Genomic DNA, 19,255 nt, shown 5'->3' with positions numbered 1-19,255 from the left:
ACAGGTCGCGGATTATAACGATGGTTTCCCCGCTGTGCCATCCGAATAATCCTCAATGCGCATACGAAGAAACGTAGCAGCAAAAAGCTCCGGCGGTAGCGGCAGGCTGACGATGTAGCCTTGCATCTGTTCGCAGCCTTCGGCCGCCAGGAAGGCTTGCTGTGCGGGGTTCTCCACGCCTTCGGCGATGATGGTGAATTGCATGCTGTGGCCCAGGGCGATGATGGCGCGCACGATGGCGGCGTCGTGGGGGTCGTCGGGCAGGCCGCGGACGAAGGACTGGTCGATCTTGAGGAAGTCCAGGGGCAGGCGCTTGAGGTAGCTGAGGGATGAATAGCCGGTGCCAAAGTCATCAATGGCCAGCTGTACGCCAAGGTCTTTGAGTTGGTGCAACACCTCCAGCGCCTCTTCAGCCTGGCTCATGATGAAATTTTCGGTGATTTCCAGTTGCAGACGGCCGGGGGCGAGTCGGTAGTCATGCAGCAACTGTTTGATACGGCCCAATAAGCCGGGGTGACGTAACTGCGCGCCGGCCAGGTTGACCGACAACGGACCGAAATCGTCGAAGTGGCCTTGCCAGGCGTGCATTTGCCGGCAGGCTTGTTCCAGTACCCAGTCGCCAATTTGCAGGATCATGCCGTTTTCTTCGGCCAGGGCGATGAAGTGTTCGGGGGGGACGTCGCCAAAGGTGGGGTGGCGCCAGCGGATCAAGGCTTCGGCGCCGATCAGTTCGTGGGTCGTCAGGCTCAGTTTGGGCTGGTAGTAGAGGCTCAACTCATCGCGCTCGATGGCGCGGCGCAGTTCGTGTTCGAGTGCCACGCGTTCGTTGGCCTGGGCGGTGAGGTCTCGGGTGTAGCTTTCGACCCGGTTGCGCCCTTTGGCCTTGGAGCGGTACATCGCCGCGTCAGCGTTCTTGACCAGCGTGGCAACGTCGGTGCCGTCCTCGGGGTACAGGCTGGTGCCGATGCTGGCGCTGATAAAAAACTCGTGCTCACCCGCCTGGAACGGCGGTGTGAAGCAGGCCAGCAGTTTATTCGCCAGGTACTGGGCGTCGCTGGCGTGCTGCAAGCCGGGGAGCAGGATGATGAATTCGTCGCCGCCCAGGCGGGCGACGGTGTCGATGTCGCGCAGTTGTTCCTTGAGGCGTACGGCGATGTCTTTGAGCAGCAGGTCGCCGATCGGATGGCCGAGGCTGTCGTTGATGTGTTTGAAGCGGTCCAGGTCGAGAAACAGCACGGCGCCCTGTTTACCGGTTTCCTGATGGCCGTTGAGGGCCGCTTGCAGCCGGCTTTCGAACAGCGTGCGGTTAGGCAGGCCGGTCAGCGGGTCGTGGTGCGCCTGGTAGTCGAGGCGGGCCTGGGCGAGTTTGAGGCTGGAGATGTCGGCAAACACTGCGACGAAGTGCGTGATCAACTGGTCGCGATTGCGCACGGCACTGATCGTCAACCAGCTTGGGTACACTTCGCCGTTCTTGCGACGGTTGGAAATCTCGCCCTGCCAGTGGCCCTGGGCAGTCAACTGGTGCCACATGGCGGCGTAAAAGGCGCTGTCATGCAGGCCGGATGCCAGCAGGCGCGGGGTGTGGCCGAGGGCTTCGGCCTCGCTGTAGCCAGTGATCTCGGTGAAGGCACGGTTGACGGCGCTGATGTTCTGCCGGGTGTCAGTGATCAACACACCTTCAGCGGTGCTCTCGAACACCGTGGCGGCCTGTTGCAGTTTTTCCTGCATCAGCTGGCGCTCGGTGATATCGCGGGCAATGGTCAGCATGCAGTCTTCGTCGCCGATCGGCAACGGGCGGCTGGACAGTTCGCACAGGCGGATCTGCCCATCGCTGCGGCGGATATGGCAGATGAAGTCACGCACAAAACCATCGCGTTGCATCATTTCCAGCATGTGCTTGCGTTCGTTGAGGTCGACCCAAATGCCAAGGTCCAAGGTCGATTGGTCGAGGGAGGTGGCGCTGGTGAAGCCGGTGATCCGGCTGAAACCATCGTTCACTTCAATCAGCAGGCCATCGCGTTGTCTGCTCAGCAACAAGCCGTCGGGGGAGGCGTGGAAGGCTTTGGCGAATTTCTCCTCGGAGGTTTGCAGTTGCTGCTGGGTTTCCTTGAGTTGGGTGATGTCACGCACCACCACGACGATGGCTTCTGTGGTGTCGAGTTGGAACGGCTCGGCGGAAATCAGCCCGGTGAAGGCCTGACCGTTGCTGCGCAGAAAGGGCATTTCCAGGTTGCGGATGCTAGTGGTCTGCACCCGCTGCAGCAGGTCGGGACCGACGCCCTGAATGCCCCAGATATTCAGCTCGGTAGCGGTTTTACCGACGACCTGTTCGGCCGTCAGGCCAATCTGGTCTTCAAACGCCTTGTTCACTTCCAGTAGGCAGCCATCAGACAGTCGCGCGATCACCAGCATGTCCGGGCACTGTTGGAACACCGAGGCGAATTTTTGCTCGGACAGCTGCAAGGCTTCCTCGGTGCGCTTGGCCTCGCTGATATCGATCATCAAACCGCGCAGAACCGGCTCATGACCATGTTCGATCAGGCTGACAATGTCACGCACCCACAAGCAACGGCCGTCAGCGGTGATCACCCGGTAATCAATGCTATGGTCGCGGTTAGCGCGGGTTTCGCGATAGCAGTAGGCTTCGGTGCGGATCAGATCGGCGGGGTGAATGATGTTGCGCCAGAAGCCTGGGATCAGCCAGTGCGCACGCGGGTAACCGAGCAAATCTTCAGCGTGGGGCGACACATAGCTGTAGGTGAAGTCGGTGATACTGGCTTCCCAGGCAATGGCGGACAGGCTCTCCACCAGGCCGCGATAGTGGTACTCGCTGCTGCGCAGTTCCTGTTCGAGGGCAACACGGCGGGAAATTTCCGAACTGAGTCGGCGATTGATCCGAATCACCACGGCCAATACGGTACTCAGCATGAGCACTGCGGGCAGGCCGTAGGTCAGCAGGTCGGTCCAGAAGGTGCGGTGATCGGTAAAGCTGCCGACCCAATGTTGCTGGATGGCGTCGGTTTCTTGTGGGCTGAGGTCGGCGAGTACCTTGTCCAGAATGCCCACCAGCATTTTGTTGTCACGCGGTACGCCCATCGCCAATTGGTAGCGGTAGGGTGTTTCGCCGCTGACGTACAAGCCGTCGAGCTTGAGTTGGCGCAGGCTCCAGACGCTGGAAGCCAGGTCGCCGACCACCGCATCCACTTCATCGGTCGCCAGGGCTTGCAGCGTCGAGCTGACATTCGGCATGGCCACCAGGTTGAGATCCGGGTGATGGGTGCGCAGCAGCTCATGGGGGGCGTAGTTTTCCACCACGGCAATCTTCAAGCCGTAGAGGTCTTTCAGGGTACGTGGTTTGGCGCCGCCCTCATGGGCCAGGATAACGATGGGGAAGTCCAGGTAAGGCCGTGTGAACGCCATATAGCCCTGGCGCTCCGGCGTGGACATGATGCCTGGCAGCAGATCGAGCTGATTGTTACGGGCCTGTTCCAGTACCGCACTCCAGTTCGCCGGCTCGATCAATTTGACGCGCACGCCAAGGCGGTCCTGGATCAGGCGCACATAATCCGCTGCCAAGCCTTGGTAGCGGCCATTCTCGTCACGGTATTCAAAGGGTGGCCATGACGCATCCACCCCGAGGCGCAACTCCTGATGGTCCGCCAGCCAGCCACGCTCATCATCACTAAGAGTCAACGCGCCAGCCGTTGCGGTCCAGGTCAGCAGCGACAGCAGCAACACAGTCGGCAATCTGGGCATAACGGTCTCGTTATGGCACGGGGAATGTTTCGAGTGTAGACGGGCATTGCGGGGGAGGAGGGGGGGGCGCAGGATTTTATCGATACAAAACAAAACCCCCGGCCTGGGCCGGGGGTTCTGGTATCACTCGTCGAGGAAGGAGCGCAGATGCTCGCTTCGCGTCGGGTGGCGCAACTTGCGCAGCGCCTTGGCTTCGATCTGACGGATCCGCTCGCGGGTCACGTCAAACTGCTTACCGACTTCCTCAAGGGTGTGGTCGGTATTCATGTCGATGCCGAAACGCATGCGCAATACCTTGGCTTCACGGGCAGTGAGGCCGGACAGTACGTCGCGAGTCGCTTCTTTCAAGCTCTCAACGGTGGCGACATCGATTGGCGACTGCATGGTCGAGTCTTCGATGAAGTCACCCAAGTGGGAGTCTTCGTCATCACCAATCGGGGTTTCCATGGAGATCGGCTCTTTAGCGATCTTCAATACCTTGCGGATCTTATCCTCAGGCATTTCCATGCGTTCGCCCAGCTCTTCCGGGGTCGGTTCACGACCCATTTCCTGCAACATCTGCCGGGAAATACGGTTGAGCTTGTTGATCGTCTCGATCATGTGCACCGGAATACGGATGGTGCGGGCCTGGTCGGCGATCGAGCGAGTGATCGCCTGACGGATCCACCAGGTGGCATAAGTCGAGAACTTGTAGCCGCGACGGTATTCGAACTTGTCCACGGCCTTCATCAAGCCGATGTTGCCTTCCTGGATCAGGTCGAGGAATTGCAGGCCACGGTTGGTGTACTTCTTGGCGATGGAGATCACCAGACGCAAGTTCGCTTCAACCATCTCTTTCTTCGCGCGGCGGGCCTTGGCCTCACCGATCGACATGCGACGGTTGATGTCCTTGATCTCGGCAATCGTCAGACCGGTTTCGGTCTCCAATGCTTGCAGCTTCTGCTGGCAACGAATGATGTCCGGCTGCAGGCGACCAATGGCTTCGGCGTATTTCGCCTTGCCCTTGGCCAGTGCGTCGGTCCAGCTTTCGTCTACTTCGTTGCTCGGGAACTGGCGCAGGAAGTCGGCACGCGGCATGCGCGCATCACGGACACAGAGCTGCATAATGGCGCGCTCTTGTGCGCGCAGACGCTCCAAGGCACTGCGAACACGCTCAACCAGGCCTTCGAATTGCTTCGGTACCAGCTTGATCGGCATGAACAGCTCAGCCAGGGCCAGCAGCTCGGCGATTGCCAGCTTGTTGGCGCGACCATGCTTTTTCAGGGCCTTGCGGGTGATTTCCATTTGATCGGAAACGGCACCGAAACGCTGGGCAGCGATGATCGGGTCTGGACCGCTTTCAACTTCATCTTCGTCGTCGCCGCTGGCTTCAGCGTCGTCGTCTTCGGAGTCGTCGTCCGCTTTCGCAGCCTTGGCATCGACTGGCGGCGGCACTTCGGCGGCCGGCGGCGCAATGCCGTCGTCCGGGTCAATGTAGCCACTCAGTACGTCGGACAGGCGACCACCTTCGGTGGTGACGCGGGTGTACTCGGAGAGAATATGGTCAACCGTGCCAGGGAAGTGCGCGATTGCGCCCATCACTTCACGGATGCCCTCTTCGATACGCTTGGCGATTTCGATTTCGCCTTCGCGTGTCAGCAGCTCGACGGTACCCATTTCACGCATATACATGCGCACAGGGTCGGTGGTACGACCGATATCGGTCTCCACAGCAGCCAGCGCGGCAGCCGCTTCTTCAGCGGCAGCCTCGTCGGTATCGGCGTCCGCCAGCATAAGGGAATCCTTATCTGGCGCAGCTTCGAATACGTTGATCCCCATGTCGTTAATCATGCGGATGATGTCTTCCACCTGCTCTGGATCTGAAATATCCTCAGGCAGGTGGTCGTTGACCTCCGCGTAAGTCAGGTAACCCTGCTCACGACCGAGAACGATCAACTCTTTGATACGAGACTGCTGTTGCGCTTTTCCGGACATAACACCCTATCCACTGAAGGTCTTGGCGGGCAAAAAACAAGCCGAGGATTATACCCGAGCTATGACCTCACACGCCAGCTGAGGTCGGGTTTGATGCGGAAACATTCTGTTTTAAGAGGTCGCGCATCTGTTTTGCTATCTGAATTTGCTCTTCAGCCGATAATCCAGGCTGCCTTGCTCTCTTGATGAGTTCGTCGAGGGTCTGCGTGTGCTGACCCGCGGATAACCTAGTAATGGTGTCTAAAAACTGTTGTTCAAGGTTATCGCCGTCAATTAGCCACTCCTTTTCTGCGAGTGCTTTCAATAACCGGCCTTGTTCGGTGCCATGCCAACGCGCCATCAACTGAATGGAGTTTAGCTTAGGATTTTTCTGTACCGCCTCGATCAAGGCGATCAGTACCTGGGCATAAGTGTTACTTGCGTTGGCAAAGTGATCGGCGCTCTCGACTTTTTCCGCCAATTGCGGGTGGTGGATGAGCGTGCGCAGGGCAATGAGCGTTGGCGCCTCTACAGCAACCGGCGTTCGTGGAGCGTAAGCCTCGTCGCGATCACCGCGCTTGCCGTTCTTGCTCCAGGGTTTCTTTTCCCATTTCTTGCCGTCGTTGCCAGACTTTTTCGGTGTCCACTCCTGCTGGGGCGCGTAGGCCTCCTGCGGTTGGTGGAAGTCTGAATAGTCAGGCATGGCGTCGTAATCCATGCCTGGGTCGTAGGCCGGCGGCGGCGCATCATGCGGCGCGTTGTGCACCAGCTGGCTGACGGCTTCGCCGCTTAGCCCGGTGATTTCCTGCAAGCGCATGCGCATCAACGATTTCAGGTTGGCGCCGGGGACTTTGTCGATCAGCGGCGCCGCAAGGGTGGCCATATGGGCCTTGCCTTCAAGGGAGCGCGGGTCGGCTTCCTCGGTCAGTTGCTGGAAGAAGTAGTCTGCCAGCGGTTGAGCGTGTTGATTGATGCGTGCGCGGAATGCATCGGTACCTTCAGAGCGAACCAGGGTGTCCGGGTCTTCGCCTTCGGGCAGGAACAGGAAGCGCGCGCGACGTCCATCTTGCAGGCTGGAAAGTGTTGCCTCCAGCGCGCGCCAGGCGGCGTTGCGGCCCGCCTGGTCACCGTCGAAGCAGAACAATACGCTGGGCACTACGCGAAACAGGCGCTTCATGTGTTCTTCGCTGGTCGCGGTGCCGAGTGTGGCGACGGCATTGCGCAAGCCCTGCTGGGCGAGCGCGATCACGTCCATATAGCCTTCAACCACGATGATTTCATCGAGATTGCGGTTGTTCTTGCGCGCCTCGAACAGGCCGTAGAGCTCCTGGCCCTTGTGGAATACTGGGGTTTCCGGGGAGTTCAAGTACTTGGGCTTGTCGTCCCCCAGCACACGGCCACCAAAGGCGATGATGCGGCCCCGGCTGTCGCGGATCGGGAACATCACGCGGTCGCGGAAGCGGTCGTAGCGTTTGCCGGTTTCGGCGTTTTCCACCAGTAGGCCGGCGTCGATCATGGCCTTTTGCTGGAGGGTGTCGCTGCTCAGGTGCTTGTACAGGTTGTCCCAGCCGGGCGGGGCGAACCCCAGGCCGAAGTCGCGGGCGATTTCCCCGGTAAGGCCGCGACCTTTCAAATAGTCGACGGCGGCCTTGCGCTGCGGATGGCTTTTAAGCGCCTGACGGTAAAAGTCGGCAGCGGCCGTCAGCAGCGGGTACAGCGGCGAATCGGTGGGTTGGCGCGGCTTGTGCGCGCGGCCACTTTCTTCGCGAGGGACTTCCATGCCCGCCGCTTTTGCCAGGTCCTCGATCGCCTGGGGGAAGTCCAGGTTGTCGTGGTCCATGAGAAAACCCAGGGCGTTGCCACCTGCGCCGCAGCCGAAGCAGTAATAGAACTGCTTGTCCGGGCTGACGCTGAACGATGGGGTTTTCTCTTTATGGAACGGGCAGCAGGCGGTGTAGTTCTTGCCGGCTTTTTTCAGTTGCACGCGCGAGCTGACAACATCGACGATGTCGGTGCGGTTCAGAAGGTCGTCAATAAAGCTCTGGGGAATCAGCCCGGCCATGGCGTTCTCGTCATCACTGCGTGTCAATGAGGGCCCAATGATTGCTCAAGCGCACGCGTTGCGCGGCTCGATCATCAGTTGTCTGCTTGGGCATTCAGGAAGTGTATCTGCCGTTCATTCACTGACGTTAGTTTCAATCAGGTTTTTGGCATGGAAATGTTGCCCCGGCATCCGGTCTTGGCCAATGGCGGCCTCGGAAGCTCATCGTCGGGCACAGTAGATACAGTTGATCGCCTGTTTGAAGAATAAGTGTGCTCGTCAGTAGCCTTGATAGGCTCGTCAGAAGACGTGCACCGCTGGCAAAAGAGCCAGTCCTGACGTGTGAAGCAGTTGTCTCGGTCGCGTCTGCGGCGTCAACAGTGAAGCATCAAGCGATATCCGCAAATGCCATTAGCCCGGCTGAGGGCCGGGCTTGGCAGAAGCTTGCTACGAACGTCTGTGTATTAGTACAGACGAACGGCGCGGCGCTGTTCGCGCTGAACTTTCTTGGCGTGACGCTTAACAGCGGCTGCTGCTTTACGCTTACGCTCAGAAGTTGGCTTCTCGTAAAATTCGCGGCTACGAACTTCAGCCAGTACACCGGCTTTTTCGCAGGAGCGCTTGAAACGACGCAGAGCTACGTCGAAGGGTTCGTTCTCTTTAACTTTGACGGCTGGCATCCAGAGCTACCTTCTTTCATTACCGGGATCAACGTTCTCGTCGCAAAAAATTCGCGGCTGAGGTCGTCGGTTTTTAAGGGTTGCGGATGTTAACCCCTCATTGCCCGGAATGCAAAGCCTCTGATCGAAAACCGCTAGTCGGGAGGGGGAGTGACGACTATTATGCGCGCCTTCGAATTCAGCCTCTACAAGGCGCAAACCCATGCTAGTACTGGGACTTGAAACCTCCTGCGACGAAACCGGTGTCGCACTTTACGACAGTGAACGCGGGCTCTTGGCCGATGCGTTGTTCAGTCAGATCGACCTGCACCGTGCTTATGGTGGCGTGGTGCCGGAGCTGGCCAGCCGTGATCACGTCAAACGCATGCTGCCCCTGATCCGCCAGGTGCTGGATGAAGCCGGCTGCGTGCCGACCGAGATCGATGCAATCGCCTACACCGCAGGCCCCGGATTGGTCGGAGCCCTGCTGGTTGGGGCCTCTTGCGCCCAGGCGCTGGCGTTTGCCTGGGGCATTCCGGCCCTCGGCGTGCACCATATGGAAGGCCATTTATTGGCGCCGATGCTGGAAAAAACACCGCCAGAGTTCCCGTTCGTCGCATTGTTGGTGTCGGGCGGCCATACGCAGTTGGTTCAGGTGGACGGAATCGGCCAATACACCCTTTTGGGTGAATCCCTGGACGACGCTGCCGGTGAAGCTTTCGACAAGACCGCGAAGATGATGGGCCTCAATTACCCCGGTGGCCCGGAAATCGCGCGTCTCGCCGAAAAAGGCGTGGCGGGCCGTTACACCTTCCCGCGCCCGATGTGTGATCGCCCTGGCCTGATGTTCAGCTTCAGTGGTTTAAAAACCTCCGCGCTGAACACTTGGCAGCACAGCGTCAGCGCCGGAGACGACAGCGAGCAAGCCCGTTGCGACATCGCGCTGGCGTTCCAGCAGGCCGTGGTGGAGACTTTGACCATCAAGTGCAAGCGCGCCCTGAAACAGGCGGGCATGAAGCGCCTGGTGATCGCAGGCGGCGTCAGCGCCAACAAGGCCTTGCGCACGTCGCTGGAAAAAATGCTCGGCGACATGAAGGGCGACGTGTTCTATGCGCGCCCGGAGTTCTGCACCGACAACGGCGCGATGATCGCCTATGCCGGTTGCCAGCGTTTGCAGGCTGGGCAGCACGAAAGCCTGGCGATCAGCGTGCAGGCGCGCTGGCCGATGGAGCAGTTGTCGCCGTTGTAAGGCCACAAGGTGGGCTGGGCTCGTCGACGGTATTTAAAAATGCCGTTCGCGCCCGGCAAACAGGTCGCGTAAATTGCCCCGGTGGCGCCAGACGATCAGCAGTGTCAGCACGCTCATCGGCAGCAGTGCCGCCGGTTCTTGCCAGGCCAGTAGTGGCAGGGTGAGCGGGGTGGCGATCAGCGCGGCGAGCGAGCTGGTGCGGGTCAGGTAGAACGTCAGCAGCCAGGCGAGTACGGCCAGCAAGGCCGCCGGCGGGTAGATCCCCAGCAACATACCGGCTGCCGTGGCGACGCCTTTGCCACCGCGAAAGCGGAAGTACAGGGGAAACAGGTGGCCGAGGACCGCGCATACGCCGATCCAGGCCTGCTGTTGCAGGGGCAGGCCGGCGAGGCTGGCGATCAGCACGGGCAACAGGCCCTTGCACAGGTCGCCCAGCAGCGTCAGTACGGCGAGTTTCTTGCCGGCCAGGCGCAACATATTGGTGGCGCCGGCATTGCCTGAGCCACTCATTCGCGGGTCGGGATTTCCCGTCAGGCGGCTGAGCAAAATGGCGAAGGACAGCGAGCCGAGCAGGTAGGCGAAAATCGCCAGTGACCAAAACATGCTAACTATTCCGGGCGAGGACGCCCTGATTCTAACGGGGCATCGCGCCCTTGTCGTGCTGCGGAGAAGAGTGCTTGGACAGAGTGTTTATCGAAGGCCTGGAAGTCGACACCGTCATCGGGGCCTACGACTGGGAGCGCGGAATCCGCCAATGCCTGCGCCTGGACCTGAGCTTCGCCTGGGATAACCGCCCGGCCGCCGCCGGGGATGACCTGACGTTGGCGCTGGATTACGCCAGTGTGTCCGCGCGTATCCAGGCCTTTGCCGAGCAATCCCAGTACCAGTTGGTGGAAACCTTTGCCGAACGCCTGGCCGAAGTATTGATGAGTGAATTCCAGATTCCCTGGTTGCACCTCAAGCTGACCAAGCCAGGCGCCGTGCCGGCCGCCAAGGGTGTGGGCGTGGAGATCGAGCGCGGATGCCGCTAACTCAGGTTTACCTCGGCCTAGGCAGCAATATCGAGCGCGAGTCTCATCTGCGCGCTGGCCTGGATGCGTTGGCGAGTTTCTTGACCGATCTGCGTTGTTCGGCGGTGTTCGAAAGCCAGCCGGTGGGCATCAAGAGCGGTCCGTTCTTCAATCTGGTGGTGTCGGCCTACACCGACCTGCCGTTGATGGAGCTGGACCGTCGGTTGAAATTCATCGAGGCCGACAATGGCCGTTACGCGCCGGATCGCAAGGGTCTGCCGCTGGATATCGATGTGCTGTTGTATGGCGATCTGGTGGGCAATTTCGATGGGTTGATCCTGCCGCGTGCGGAAATCCTGAAGAACGCGTTTGTGCTGTGGCCGCTGTCGTTGATGGCGCCGGAGCGTGTGCATCCTGAGGTGGGCAAGACCCTGGCCGAGCTATGGCGCGATGCGCAGATTGACCAGGTGCTGGCGCCTGTCGGGTTTGAATGGCGGGGCCAGCAGCTGACATCAGACACACTTCTATAGGGCGTGCTGTTCCTTGTAGGTCTTCAGGGCCCTGAGCCGCTCGCGCTTTAGCGCCTCGCCCAATTCCGGGCCTTTGAAGCCTTTCTCCAGCAATGGCGCAACGGCAACCTCGCGGGCTGCCTTCGCCGCTCCGCGTAAATAATCCGCTTGTGGATAACTTCGTTGCTCCAGGCCCTTGCGGCCTCGGGCGTCCATCTCGCAAGCGACGATGAATTCCTCAAAGCGCTGCGGCCGACGGTAAACGTCGAAACTTTGCAGCAACTCCAGCAAAGTCGAGGCTTTTAGCTCCAACGCACGATGACCATGGGTGTGGTACTGGCCCACCAATAACGCCAATTCCTGGCAATCCCTTGGCACCTTGAAGCGCTCATTGACGGCCTTGATCAGCTTCAATCCCCGCTGCTCATGGGCGATGTGCTGCGGCAACTTATCCACAGGTGTCGTGCCTTTGCCCAAGTCGTGCAGCAAGCAGGCCCAGCGTACGGTCAGGGGCTGTTGGTGCAAGGCAGCCTGTTCCAGCACGCTCAAGGTGTGAATGCCGGTGTCGATTTCAGGGTGATGGGCCTCGGGTTGTGGGACGCCGAACAGCGCGTTCACTTCTGGCATCAAGGTTTTCAGCGCATCGCAGTCGCGCAGTACCTGGATGAACACGTGGGGTTGGTCTTCCATCAGCGCACGGGAGATTTCTTTCCAGCTGCGCTCAGGCGTCAGCGCCTCCAGTTCGCCGGATTCGCTGAGCTGGCGCATCAGTTCGAGTGTTTCTGGGGCAACGGTAAAACCCAGTGATGCGTAGCGTGCGGCGAAGCGTGCAACGCGCAACACGCGCAGTGGATCTTCGGCGAACGCCGGAGAAACATGGCGTAAAACGCGCTCTTCGAGATCACGCTGACCTTGATAAGGATCGGTCAAGTTGCCGTCATCGTCTTCCGCCATGGCGTTGATCGTCAGGTCACGGCGGATCAGGTCTTCTTCCAGCGTCACCTCGGGGCTGGCGTGAAACACAAAGCCGCCATAGCCCCGGCCACTTTTGCGCTCAGTGCGGGCGAGGGCGTACTCGTCACCGTTTTTTGGGTCGAGGAACACTGGAAAGTCAGAACCCACCGGCTTGTAGCCCTTGGCGAGCATCTCTTCGGCCGTCGCGCCCACCACGACGCGGTCGATATCGGTAACAGGGATACCCAAGAGACGATCCCGTACCGCACCGCCGACTTTGTAGATTTTCATGAAAAAGCCTCCATTAGCGGCACAGGATACCGCCTGCGCCTGGCCAATGGAGGCTTTGCTGTTTCAGAGGTGAACGACGGCCAGGTCCAGGCGGCCGTAGTCGTTGTCGTTGTGATCGGTACGCGGTGGCACGTGGTGGGTTTTCATCACCTGGTCGCCCTGCAGGGTTTCCAAATGAATATCGAAGCCCCACAACCGGTGCAGGTGCTTGAGCACTTCCTCGGTGGATTCGCCCAGGGGTTTGCGGTCGTGCTGTTGGTGACGCAAGGTCAGCGAGCGGTCGCCGCGCACATCGATGCTATAGATCTGCACGTTGGGCTCGCGGTTACCCAGGTTGTACTGGGCCGCCAGGGTTTCGCGGATGGTGCGGTAGCCGGGTTCGTCGTGGATGGCCGGCACCACCAAGTCATCCTTGAGGTCGTCATCCAGGATGCTGAACAGTTTCAGGTCGCGGATCACCTGCGGTGACAGGTACTGCAGGATAAAACTCTCATCCTTGAAGCTGCTCATGGCGAACTTGATGGTGGACAGCCAATCACTGCCGGCGATTTCCGGGAACCAGCGGCGGTCTTCTTCGGTGGGGTGTTCACACATGCGCCGGATATCGCGGTACATGGCAAAGCCCAGGGCATAGGGGTTGATGCCGTTATAGTAAGGGCTGTCGAAGCCGGGCTGGAATACCACGCTGGTGTGGGAGGTGAGGAACTCCATCATGAAGCCGTCGGTGACCAGGCCTTCGTCGTACAGGTCGTTCATCAGCGTGTAGTGCCAGAACGTGGCCCAGCCTTCGTTCATCACCTGGGTCTGGCGCTGTGGATAGAAGTACTGGGCGATCTTGCGCACGATACGCACGATTTCACGCTGCCAGGGTTCCAACAGCGGCGCGTGTTTTTCCAGGAAATAGAGGATGTTCTCCTGCGGTTCGGCGGGGAAGCGCGCATTGTCTTTGTCGCTGTTCTTTCCGGCTTTTTTCGGAATGGTGCGCCACAGGTCGTTGATCTGTTTCTGCAGGTGCTCCTCGCGCTCCTTCTGGCGCAGGCGTTCTTCCTCGGCGGAGATCGGATACGGGCGTTTGTAGCGGTCGACGCCGTAGTTCATCAGCGCATGGCAGGAATCGAGCAGGTCCTCCACCGCATCGATGCCGTGGCGCTCCTCGCACTGCATGATGTACTGCTTGGCGAACACCAGGTAATCGATGATCGAACTGGCGTCGGTCCAGGTGCGGAACAGGTAGTTACCCTTGAAGAAGCTGTTATGCCCATAGCAGGCATGCGCCACCACCAGTGCCTGCATGCAGATGGTGTTCTCTTCCATCAGGTAGGCGATGCACGGGTCGGAGTTGATCACGATCTCGTAGGCCAGGCCCATCTGACCGCGGGTGTAGGACTTCTCGGTGCTGAGAAAGTGTTTGCCGTAGGACCAATGGTGATAACCCAGCGGCATGCCCACCGAGGCGTAGGCATCCATCATCTGCTCGGCGGTGATCACCTCGATCTGGTTGGGGTAGGTGTCCAGGGCATAACCCGCCGCAATGCGGCTGATTTCCCGGTCATAGGCCTGGATCAGCTCAAAGGTCCACTCGGAACCCGTGGAGATCGGTTGGCGTCTTTGCTCTTTTTTGGCGGTCATGTCACTAACCTGCGCTGGAAGAGTTCACGGAAGACCGGGTAGATATCGCCGGCCGAGACCAGTTGCTGCTGGGCGAACGTGTCGGCAAAGGCTTCGCCGATGCGCTCGTATTCGAACCACAGGGCCTGATGCTCACGGGGGGTGATTTCAACGTAAGTGTAGTACTGCACGAACGGCATGATCTGGTTGATCAGGATGTCGCGGCAGATCGGGGAGTCATCGTTCCAGTTGTCGCCGTCCGAGGCCTGGGCGGCGTAGATGTTCCATTCGTTGGCCGGGTAGCGCTCGGCCATGATTTCCTGCATCAGCTTCAAGGCGCTGGAAACGATAGTGCCGCCGGTTTCCCGTGAATAGAAGAATTCCTCTTCGTCGACTTCCCGGGCGCTGGTGTGATGGCGAATGAACACGACGTCGATCTTGTCGTAGTTGCGCTTCAAGAACAGGTACAACAGGATGAAGAAACGCTTGGCGATGTCCTTGGTGGCTTGGGTCATGGAGCCGGATACGTCCATCAGGCAGAACATCACCGCCTTGGAGCTGGGGTTGGGTTGTTTGACCAGCAAGTTGTACTTCAAGTCGAAGGTGTCGAGGAACGGCACGCGGTGAATGCGCGCGCTGAGTTTCTCGATTTCCGCCTCGATTTCCTGAATGTCGCCGAAGTTGTCCGGTTCTTCACGCTTCAGGCGCGCCAGCTCTTCCTTGGCTTCCTTCAGCTTGGCGCGGCTGCTGCCCGATAGGGCGATACGTCGGGCGTGGGCTGAGCGCAGGGTGCGGATGATATTGATGCGGGACGGGTTGCCCTCGTTGCTGATCCCGGCGCGCACTGTCTTGAAGGTGTCGGTGCCGGTCAGGTTGCGTTTGACCAGGTTGGGCAGTTCCAGGTCTTCGAACATGAATTCGAGGAATTCTTCCTGGGTGATCTGGAACACGAACTCATCCATGCCTTCGCCGGAATTGCCCGCCTTGCCCGGCCCTTTACCGCCGCCACCGCCTTGGGGGCGCTGGATATGTTCGCCGGTGGTGAATTCCTTATTGCCGGGATGAACCACGGTCTGTTTGCCGCCCCGGCCGTGGTGCAGCACCGGTTCGTCGATGTCCCGTCCGGGAATGCTGATTTGTTCGCCATGCTCCATGTCAGTAATGGAGCGGCGGCTGACGGCCTCTTCAACGGCCTTTTTGATGTGGTCACGGTAACGCCGCAGGAAACGCTGGCGGTTTACCGTGCTCTTGTTCTTGCCATTGAGGCGTCGGTCGATCACATAGCTCATGGGGAGCCCTCCGGGCAGCTTCACGTTACAAGCTTCAAGCCGCGAGCTGGAAGCTTAGAGACAAGCGGTCAGCTGCCAGGCCAGTGGCCTGGCAGTTCACGCCTGTCGCTGCCTTACTGCGATTTGCGAACCCGCAGATACCACTCGGAGAGCAGCCGTACCTGTTTGTCGGTGTAGCCGCGCTCGACCATGCGTGTGACGAAGTCGTTGTGTTTTTGCTGATCCTCCTTGCTGGCCTTGGCGTTGAAGCTGATGACCGGCAGCAGATCCTCGGTGTTGGAGAACATTTTCTTCTCGATGACCACCCGCAGTTTCTCGTAGCTGAGCCAGGTGGGGTTTTTGCCATTGTTGTTGGCACGGGCGCGCAGCACGAAGTTGACGATTTCGTTGCGGAAATCCTTCGGATTGCTGATGCCGGCCGGTTTCTCGATTTTTTCGAGTTCCTCGTTGAGGGCTACGCGGTTGAGGATCTCGCCGGTTTCCGGGTCGCGGTATTCCTGGTCCTGGATCCAGAAGTCGGCGTACAGCACATAGCGGTCGAAGATGTTCTGGCCGTATTCGCTGTAGGACTCCAGATACGCGGTCTGGATTTCCTTGCCGATAAACTCGATATAGCGTGGCGCCAGGTATTCCTTGAGGAAGCGCAGGTAGCGTTCGCGAGTTTCTGCCTGGAACTGCTCCTGTTCTATCTGCTGTTCCAGCACGTAGAGCAGGTGCACCGGGTTGGCGGCAATTTCGTGGGGGTCGAAGTTGAAGACCTTGGACAGGATCTTGAACGCGAACCGCGTCGACAGGCCGTTCATGCCCTCATCCACACCGGCGGTGTCGCGATACTCCTGGATCGATTTGGCCTTGGGATCGGTGTCCTTGAGGTTTTCGCCGTCGTACACGCGCATCTTCGAATAGATGTTCGAGTTCTCCGGTTCCTTGAGGCGTGACAGCACGGTGAACTGGGCAAGCATCTTCAGGGTGTCGGGTGCGCAATGGGCCTTGGCCAGCGAACTGTTGAACAGCAGTTTGTCGTAGATCTTGATTTCATCGCTGACCCGCAGGCAGTACGGCACCTTGACGATGTAGATCCGGTCGATGAAGGCTTCGTTGTTCTTGTTGTTACGGAAGGTGTGCCACTCCGATTCGTTGGAGTGCGCCAGCAGGATCCCGGTGAACGGAATCGCCCCCAGGCCTTCGGTGCTGTTGTAGTTGCCTTCCTGGGTCGCGGTGAGCAGTGGGTGCAGCACCTTGATCGGTGCCTTGAACATCTCCACGAACTCCATCAGGCCCTGGTTGGCCCGGCACAGCGCGCCCGAGTAGCTGTAGGCGTCTGCGTCGTTCTGCGGGTATTCTTCGAGCTTGCGGATATCGACCTTGCCCACCAGCGCCGAGATGTCCTGGTTGTTCTCGTCGCCTGGTTCGGTCTTGGCCACGCCGATCTGGTTGAGGATGGACGGGTAGAGCTTGACCACGCGGAACTGGCTGATGTCACCGCCGAACTCGGCCAGGCGCTTGGTAGCCCAGGGCGACATGATGGTGTTCAGATAGCGGCGTGGAATACCGAAGTCTTCTTCGAGGATCGCGCCATCTTCGGTGGCGTTGAACAGGCCCAGGGGCGACTCGAAGACCGGTGAGCCCTTGATGGCGTAGAAGGGCACCTTCTCGATCAATTGTTTGAGCTTCTCGGCCAGGGACGATTTACCGCCGCCGACGGGGCCGAGCAGGTAGAGGATCTGCTTCTTCTCTTCCAGGCCTTGGGCAGCATGGCGGAAGTAGGAGACGATCTGGTCGATGCATTCTTCCATGCCGTGGAAGTCTTCAAAGGCCGGGTAGCGGCGGATCACCTTGTTGGAGAATATTCGCGACAGGCGCGAATTGTTCGAGGTGTCTATCAGCTCCGGCTCGCCAATTGCCAGCAGCAGGCGTTCGGCGGCAGACGCGTAGGTGCTGCGATCCTGTTTGCACAGCTCGAGATACTCTTGCAGCGTGAGTTCTTCCTGCTGTGTGGATGCGAAGCGTTGTTGGAAGTGGCTGAAAATACTCATGACGTCGTCACCTCGCTCGATACGTGGAGCCGACGCCGGATCAATCAGTCGATGCTGGCAGACATTGGCAGACGCCAATGGCCGTTTTCCCCCCAGAACACCCTGAAACGCTACCGATGACCCGCACGCCGGTGTACCGGCTCTCCCCTGATTCGGATGGCCTGCGCTTAAGGATAGTTCGGAATCGGAGAGGTCAAGGCGCGATGCGCAATTAGTTTGGCTGCGCCGTTCGTCAGAAACGGCGCGAGCCCAAGCGTCACGCGGGGTAGCGGGGTGTGAAAAAAATTATTGCGAATTGCCGGAAGAAATTTCCGCAGGATAAGTCGTACGCCACAGTTCAAAGCCGCCGTCCAGGCTATAGACGTCGGAGAAGCCCTGGCTGATCAGGTAGGCTGCTGCGCTCTGGCTGGAATTGCCGTGGTAACAGGCCACGATCACCGGTGCGTCGAGGTCGGCGGCACGGATGAAATCCGCAATGTTGACGTTGTCCAGGTGCTGGGCACCGGTGATGTGGGCGGCTGCGTAGGTCGGTTGGTCACGGATATCGACCACCACCGCGCCTTGCTCGCGCAGGGCCTGGGCTTGTTCGGGAGGGATACGTTTGAATTCGCTCATGGCGGGCTCCTATGGCTTGGCAGTAGCCGGCAGTGTAACGGGAAGAGGGGGTTCGCACTGGCAGCTATAACGCTCGCCGGTGTCGATATTCATCAGGGTCATGGCGCCGCCCCACACACAGCCGGTGTCGAGGGCGAATACGCCGGGTTCATTGCACTTGCCCTCAAGGGCCGCCCAGTGGCCGAAAATGATTTGGGTGTCACGGGTCTTGCGCTCTTTGTGAGCGAACCACGGCTTGTAGCCCGGCAGCGCGGTGTCGGCGCCTTCCTTGCTCTTGAGGTCGAGCTTGCCCTCGGCGGTACAGAAACGCATGCGCGTGAAGTAGTTGGTGATGACCCGCAGGCGCGTGACGCCGCTGAGGTCATTGTCCCACTTCACGGGCTCGTTGCCGTACATGCCATCGAGGTAGGCGGTATAGAGGTTGTCATCGGCCAGGGCGCTCTCGACTTCGGCGGCGCACTTGAGGGCTTTCTTCAGTGTCCACTGGGGCGGGATGCCTGCATGGACCAGGGCCATGTTGCGGTTTTCGTCGTAATGCAGGATTTTTTGCTGGCGCAGCCAGTCGAGCAGTTCGGTGCGATCCGGCGCTTCGAGAATTTCCCGCAGGGTGTCGCCCTTTTTCAGGCGCTCGATGTTATTGCCAGCGGCCAGCAGGTGCAGGTCGTGGTTGCCCAATACGCAGACCAAAGAGTCACGCAGGCCATATAAATAGCGCAGCGTCTCCAGGGATTGCGGGCCGCGATTGACCAGATCACCCACTAGCCACAGGCGATCGTCGGCAGGGTTGAAGGTCACGCGCTCAAGTAGGCACTTGAGCGGTTCCAGGCAGCCTTGCAGGTCGCCGACCGCATACGTCGCCATCAGTGCAGGGCTCCCGGCACGGCGAGGCGGAAGGGCGCGATGATGGCGTCGAACAGCTGGCCATCGGTGGCTTTCATCTGATACGAGCCTTGCATGGTGCCGACTTTGGAGGTCATCACTGTGCCGCTGCTATAGGTATGGCTGGCGCCGCTGTCGATCAACGGTTGCTGACCCACCACGCCGGCACCGCGAACTTCTTCGACCTGGCCGTCACCGTCGGTGATCACCCAGTGGCGAGACAGCAGCTTGGCCGGCACCAGCCCGTTGTTTTTCACCGTAATGGTGTAGGCAAAGGCGAAGCGGTTCTGTTCAGGTTGGGATTGGTCCGCCAGGAAGCGGGTGACGACGCTGACGTCGATCTGGTAGCGAGGATCGGACATGCAAGAGGCCTTAAAAGCGGAGGACAGCAGATGCGGGTCAGTCT

Annotated in this window: 15 protein-coding genes; 3 read left to right on the top strand and 12 right to left on the bottom strand. The window is 59.5% G+C overall.

Annotated features, from left to right (window positions below):
* Positions 1 to 12: 12 nt before the first annotated feature.
* From HX823_RS04250 to rpsU, 4 genes are all read right to left on the bottom strand, one after another.
* Positions 13 to 3,756 carry a bifunctional diguanylate cyclase/phosphodiesterase gene (locus HX823_RS04250; RefSeq protein WP_177074206.1) on the bottom strand — a complete coding sequence of 1,248 codons (3,744 nt, stop codon included), beginning with the start codon at positions 3,754 to 3,756 and terminating at the stop codon, positions 13 to 15.
* 123 nt (positions 3,757 to 3,879) lie between these two features.
* Entirely contained in the window at positions 3,880 to 5,730 is a 1,851-nt protein-coding gene (gene rpoD / locus HX823_RS04245; protein ID WP_038843028.1) for an RNA polymerase sigma factor RpoD, read from the bottom strand.
* A 67-nt stretch (positions 5,731 to 5,797) separates the two neighbouring features.
* On the bottom strand, positions 5,798 to 7,771 hold the full coding sequence (gene dnaG, locus HX823_RS04240; protein WP_038843026.1) for a DNA primase: 1,974 nt from the start codon (positions 7,769 to 7,771) through the stop codon (positions 5,798 to 5,800).
* A gap of 443 nt (positions 7,772 to 8,214) precedes the next feature.
* Positions 8,215 to 8,430 carry a 30S ribosomal protein S21 gene (rpsU, locus tag HX823_RS04235; protein WP_002551877.1) on the bottom strand — a complete coding sequence of 72 codons (216 nt, stop codon included), beginning with the start codon at positions 8,428 to 8,430 and terminating at the stop codon, positions 8,215 to 8,217.
* 202 nt (positions 8,431 to 8,632) lie between these two features.
* Here rpsU and tsaD point away from each other — a divergent pair, with 202 nt between their 5' ends.
* A complete protein-coding gene (gene tsaD / locus HX823_RS04230; RefSeq protein WP_017739515.1) occupies positions 8,633 to 9,658 on the top strand; it encodes a tRNA (adenosine(37)-N6)-threonylcarbamoyltransferase complex transferase subunit TsaD in 1,026 nt (341 codons plus the stop codon).
* A gap of 33 nt (positions 9,659 to 9,691) precedes the next feature.
* Here the strand turns inward: tsaD and plsY are convergent, their stop codons facing one another.
* Positions 9,692 to 10,261 (bottom strand): glycerol-3-phosphate 1-O-acyltransferase PlsY, encoded by a 570-nt coding sequence (gene plsY / locus HX823_RS04225; RefSeq protein WP_038843023.1) that lies wholly within the window; start codon positions 10,259 to 10,261, stop codon positions 9,692 to 9,694.
* A gap of 74 nt (positions 10,262 to 10,335) precedes the next feature.
* Between plsY and folB the strand changes: the two genes are divergently transcribed.
* Both folB and folK read left to right on the top strand, forming a co-directional pair.
* The gene (gene folB / locus HX823_RS04220; protein WP_015886183.1) at positions 10,336 to 10,689 is read left to right on the top strand and encodes a dihydroneopterin aldolase; all 354 of its coding nucleotides are present in this window, start codon (positions 10,336 to 10,338) and stop codon (positions 10,687 to 10,689) included.
* The gene (gene folK, locus HX823_RS04215; RefSeq protein WP_177074205.1) at positions 10,680 to 11,198 is read left to right on the top strand and encodes a 2-amino-4-hydroxy-6-hydroxymethyldihydropteridine diphosphokinase; all 519 of its coding nucleotides are present in this window, start codon (positions 10,680 to 10,682) and stop codon (positions 11,196 to 11,198) included. The genes folB and folK overlap by 10 nt, the downstream gene beginning before the upstream one ends.
* Here the strand turns inward: folK and HX823_RS04210 are convergent.
* The 7 genes from HX823_RS04210 to apaG form a co-directional block, all read right to left on the bottom strand.
* The gene (locus HX823_RS04210) at positions 11,193 to 12,422 is read right to left on the bottom strand and encodes a multifunctional CCA addition/repair protein (protein ID WP_177074204.1); all 1,230 of its coding nucleotides are present in this window, start codon (positions 12,420 to 12,422) and stop codon (positions 11,193 to 11,195) included. The two genes, folK and HX823_RS04210, sit on opposite strands and share 6 nt — an antisense overlap.
* A gap of 63 nt (positions 12,423 to 12,485) precedes the next feature.
* The gene (locus tag HX823_RS04205; protein WP_033898111.1) at positions 12,486 to 14,051 is read right to left on the bottom strand and encodes a SpoVR family protein; all 1,566 of its coding nucleotides are present in this window, start codon (positions 14,049 to 14,051) and stop codon (positions 12,486 to 12,488) included.
* A complete protein-coding gene (locus HX823_RS04200) occupies positions 14,048 to 15,319 on the bottom strand; it encodes a YeaH/YhbH family protein (protein WP_016977872.1) in 1,272 nt (423 codons plus the stop codon). Before HX823_RS04200 ends, HX823_RS04205 begins: the two co-directional genes overlap by 4 nt.
* Positions 15,320 to 15,432: 113 nt before the next feature.
* Positions 15,433 to 17,355 carry a PrkA family serine protein kinase gene (locus tag HX823_RS04195; protein WP_038843013.1) on the bottom strand — a complete coding sequence of 641 codons (1,923 nt, stop codon included), beginning with the start codon at positions 17,353 to 17,355 and terminating at the stop codon, positions 15,433 to 15,435.
* Positions 17,356 to 17,640: 285 nt separating this feature from the next.
* Positions 17,641 to 17,970 (bottom strand): thiosulfate sulfurtransferase GlpE, encoded by a 330-nt coding sequence (glpE, locus tag HX823_RS04190; RefSeq protein WP_033898114.1) that lies wholly within the window; start codon positions 17,968 to 17,970, stop codon positions 17,641 to 17,643.
* Between the two features lie 9 nt (positions 17,971 to 17,979).
* On the bottom strand, positions 17,980 to 18,831 hold the full coding sequence (locus HX823_RS04185) for a symmetrical bis(5'-nucleosyl)-tetraphosphatase (protein WP_177074203.1): 852 nt from the start codon (positions 18,829 to 18,831) through the stop codon (positions 17,980 to 17,982).
* Positions 18,831 to 19,211, bottom strand: a complete 381-nt coding sequence (apaG, locus tag HX823_RS04180; protein ID WP_010206973.1) for a Co2+/Mg2+ efflux protein ApaG — start codon at positions 19,209 to 19,211, stop codon at positions 18,831 to 18,833. Before apaG ends, HX823_RS04185 begins: the two co-directional genes overlap by 1 nt.
* Positions 19,212 to 19,255: the final 44 nt, after the last annotated feature.

This window comes from Pseudomonas sp. P7759, from assembly GCF_013386445.1.
Taxonomy (GTDB): Bacteria; Pseudomonadota; Gammaproteobacteria; order Pseudomonadales; family Pseudomonadaceae; genus Aquipseudomonas; species Aquipseudomonas azotoformans_A.
Note: the sequence above shows the minus strand (reverse complement) of the source record. Positions and strands in the feature narration are given on the sequence as shown.

Bases quoted from the DNA above. Each gene is read 5' to 3' on its own strand.
- dnaG (WP_038843026.1), bottom strand. From the start codon at position 7,771: ATGGCCGGGCTGATTCCCCAGAGCTTTATTGACGACCTTCTGAACCGC.
- rpsU (WP_002551877.1), bottom strand. From the start codon at position 8,430: ATGCCAGCCGTCAAAGTTAAAGAGAACGAACCCTTCGACGTAGCTCTG.
- tsaD (WP_017739515.1), top strand. From the start codon at position 8,633: ATGCTAGTACTGGGACTTGAAACCTCCTGCGACGAAACCGGTGTCGCA.
- HX823_RS04205 (WP_033898111.1), bottom strand. From the start codon at position 14,051: ATGACCGCCAAAAAAGAGCAAAGACGCCAACCGATCTCCACGGGTTCC.
- plsY (WP_038843023.1), bottom strand. From the start codon at position 10,261: ATGTTTTGGTCACTGGCGATTTTCGCCTACCTGCTCGGCTCGCTGTCC.
- HX823_RS04250 (WP_177074206.1), bottom strand. From the start codon at position 3,756: ATGCCCAGATTGCCGACTGTGTTGCTGCTGTCGCTGCTGACCTGGACC.
- HX823_RS04185 (WP_177074203.1), bottom strand. From the start codon at position 18,831: ATGGCGACGTATGCGGTCGGCGACCTGCAAGGCTGCCTGGAACCGCTC.
- HX823_RS04210 (WP_177074204.1), bottom strand. From the start codon at position 12,422: ATGAAAATCTACAAAGTCGGCGGTGCGGTACGGGATCGTCTCTTGGGT.
- folK (WP_177074205.1), top strand. From the start codon at position 10,680: ATGCCGCTAACTCAGGTTTACCTCGGCCTAGGCAGCAATATCGAGCGC.
- glpE (WP_033898114.1), bottom strand. From the start codon at position 17,970: ATGAGCGAATTCAAACGTATCCCTCCCGAACAAGCCCAGGCCCTGCGC.
- HX823_RS04195 (WP_038843013.1), bottom strand. From the start codon at position 17,355: ATGAGTATTTTCAGCCACTTCCAACAACGCTTCGCATCCACACAGCAG.
- apaG (WP_010206973.1), bottom strand. From the start codon at position 19,211: ATGTCCGATCCTCGCTACCAGATCGACGTCAGCGTCGTCACCCGCTTC.
- rpoD (WP_038843028.1), bottom strand. From the start codon at position 5,730: ATGTCCGGAAAAGCGCAACAGCAGTCTCGTATCAAAGAGTTGATCGTT.
- HX823_RS04200 (WP_016977872.1), bottom strand. From the start codon at position 15,319: ATGAGCTATGTGATCGACCGACGCCTCAATGGCAAGAACAAGAGCACG.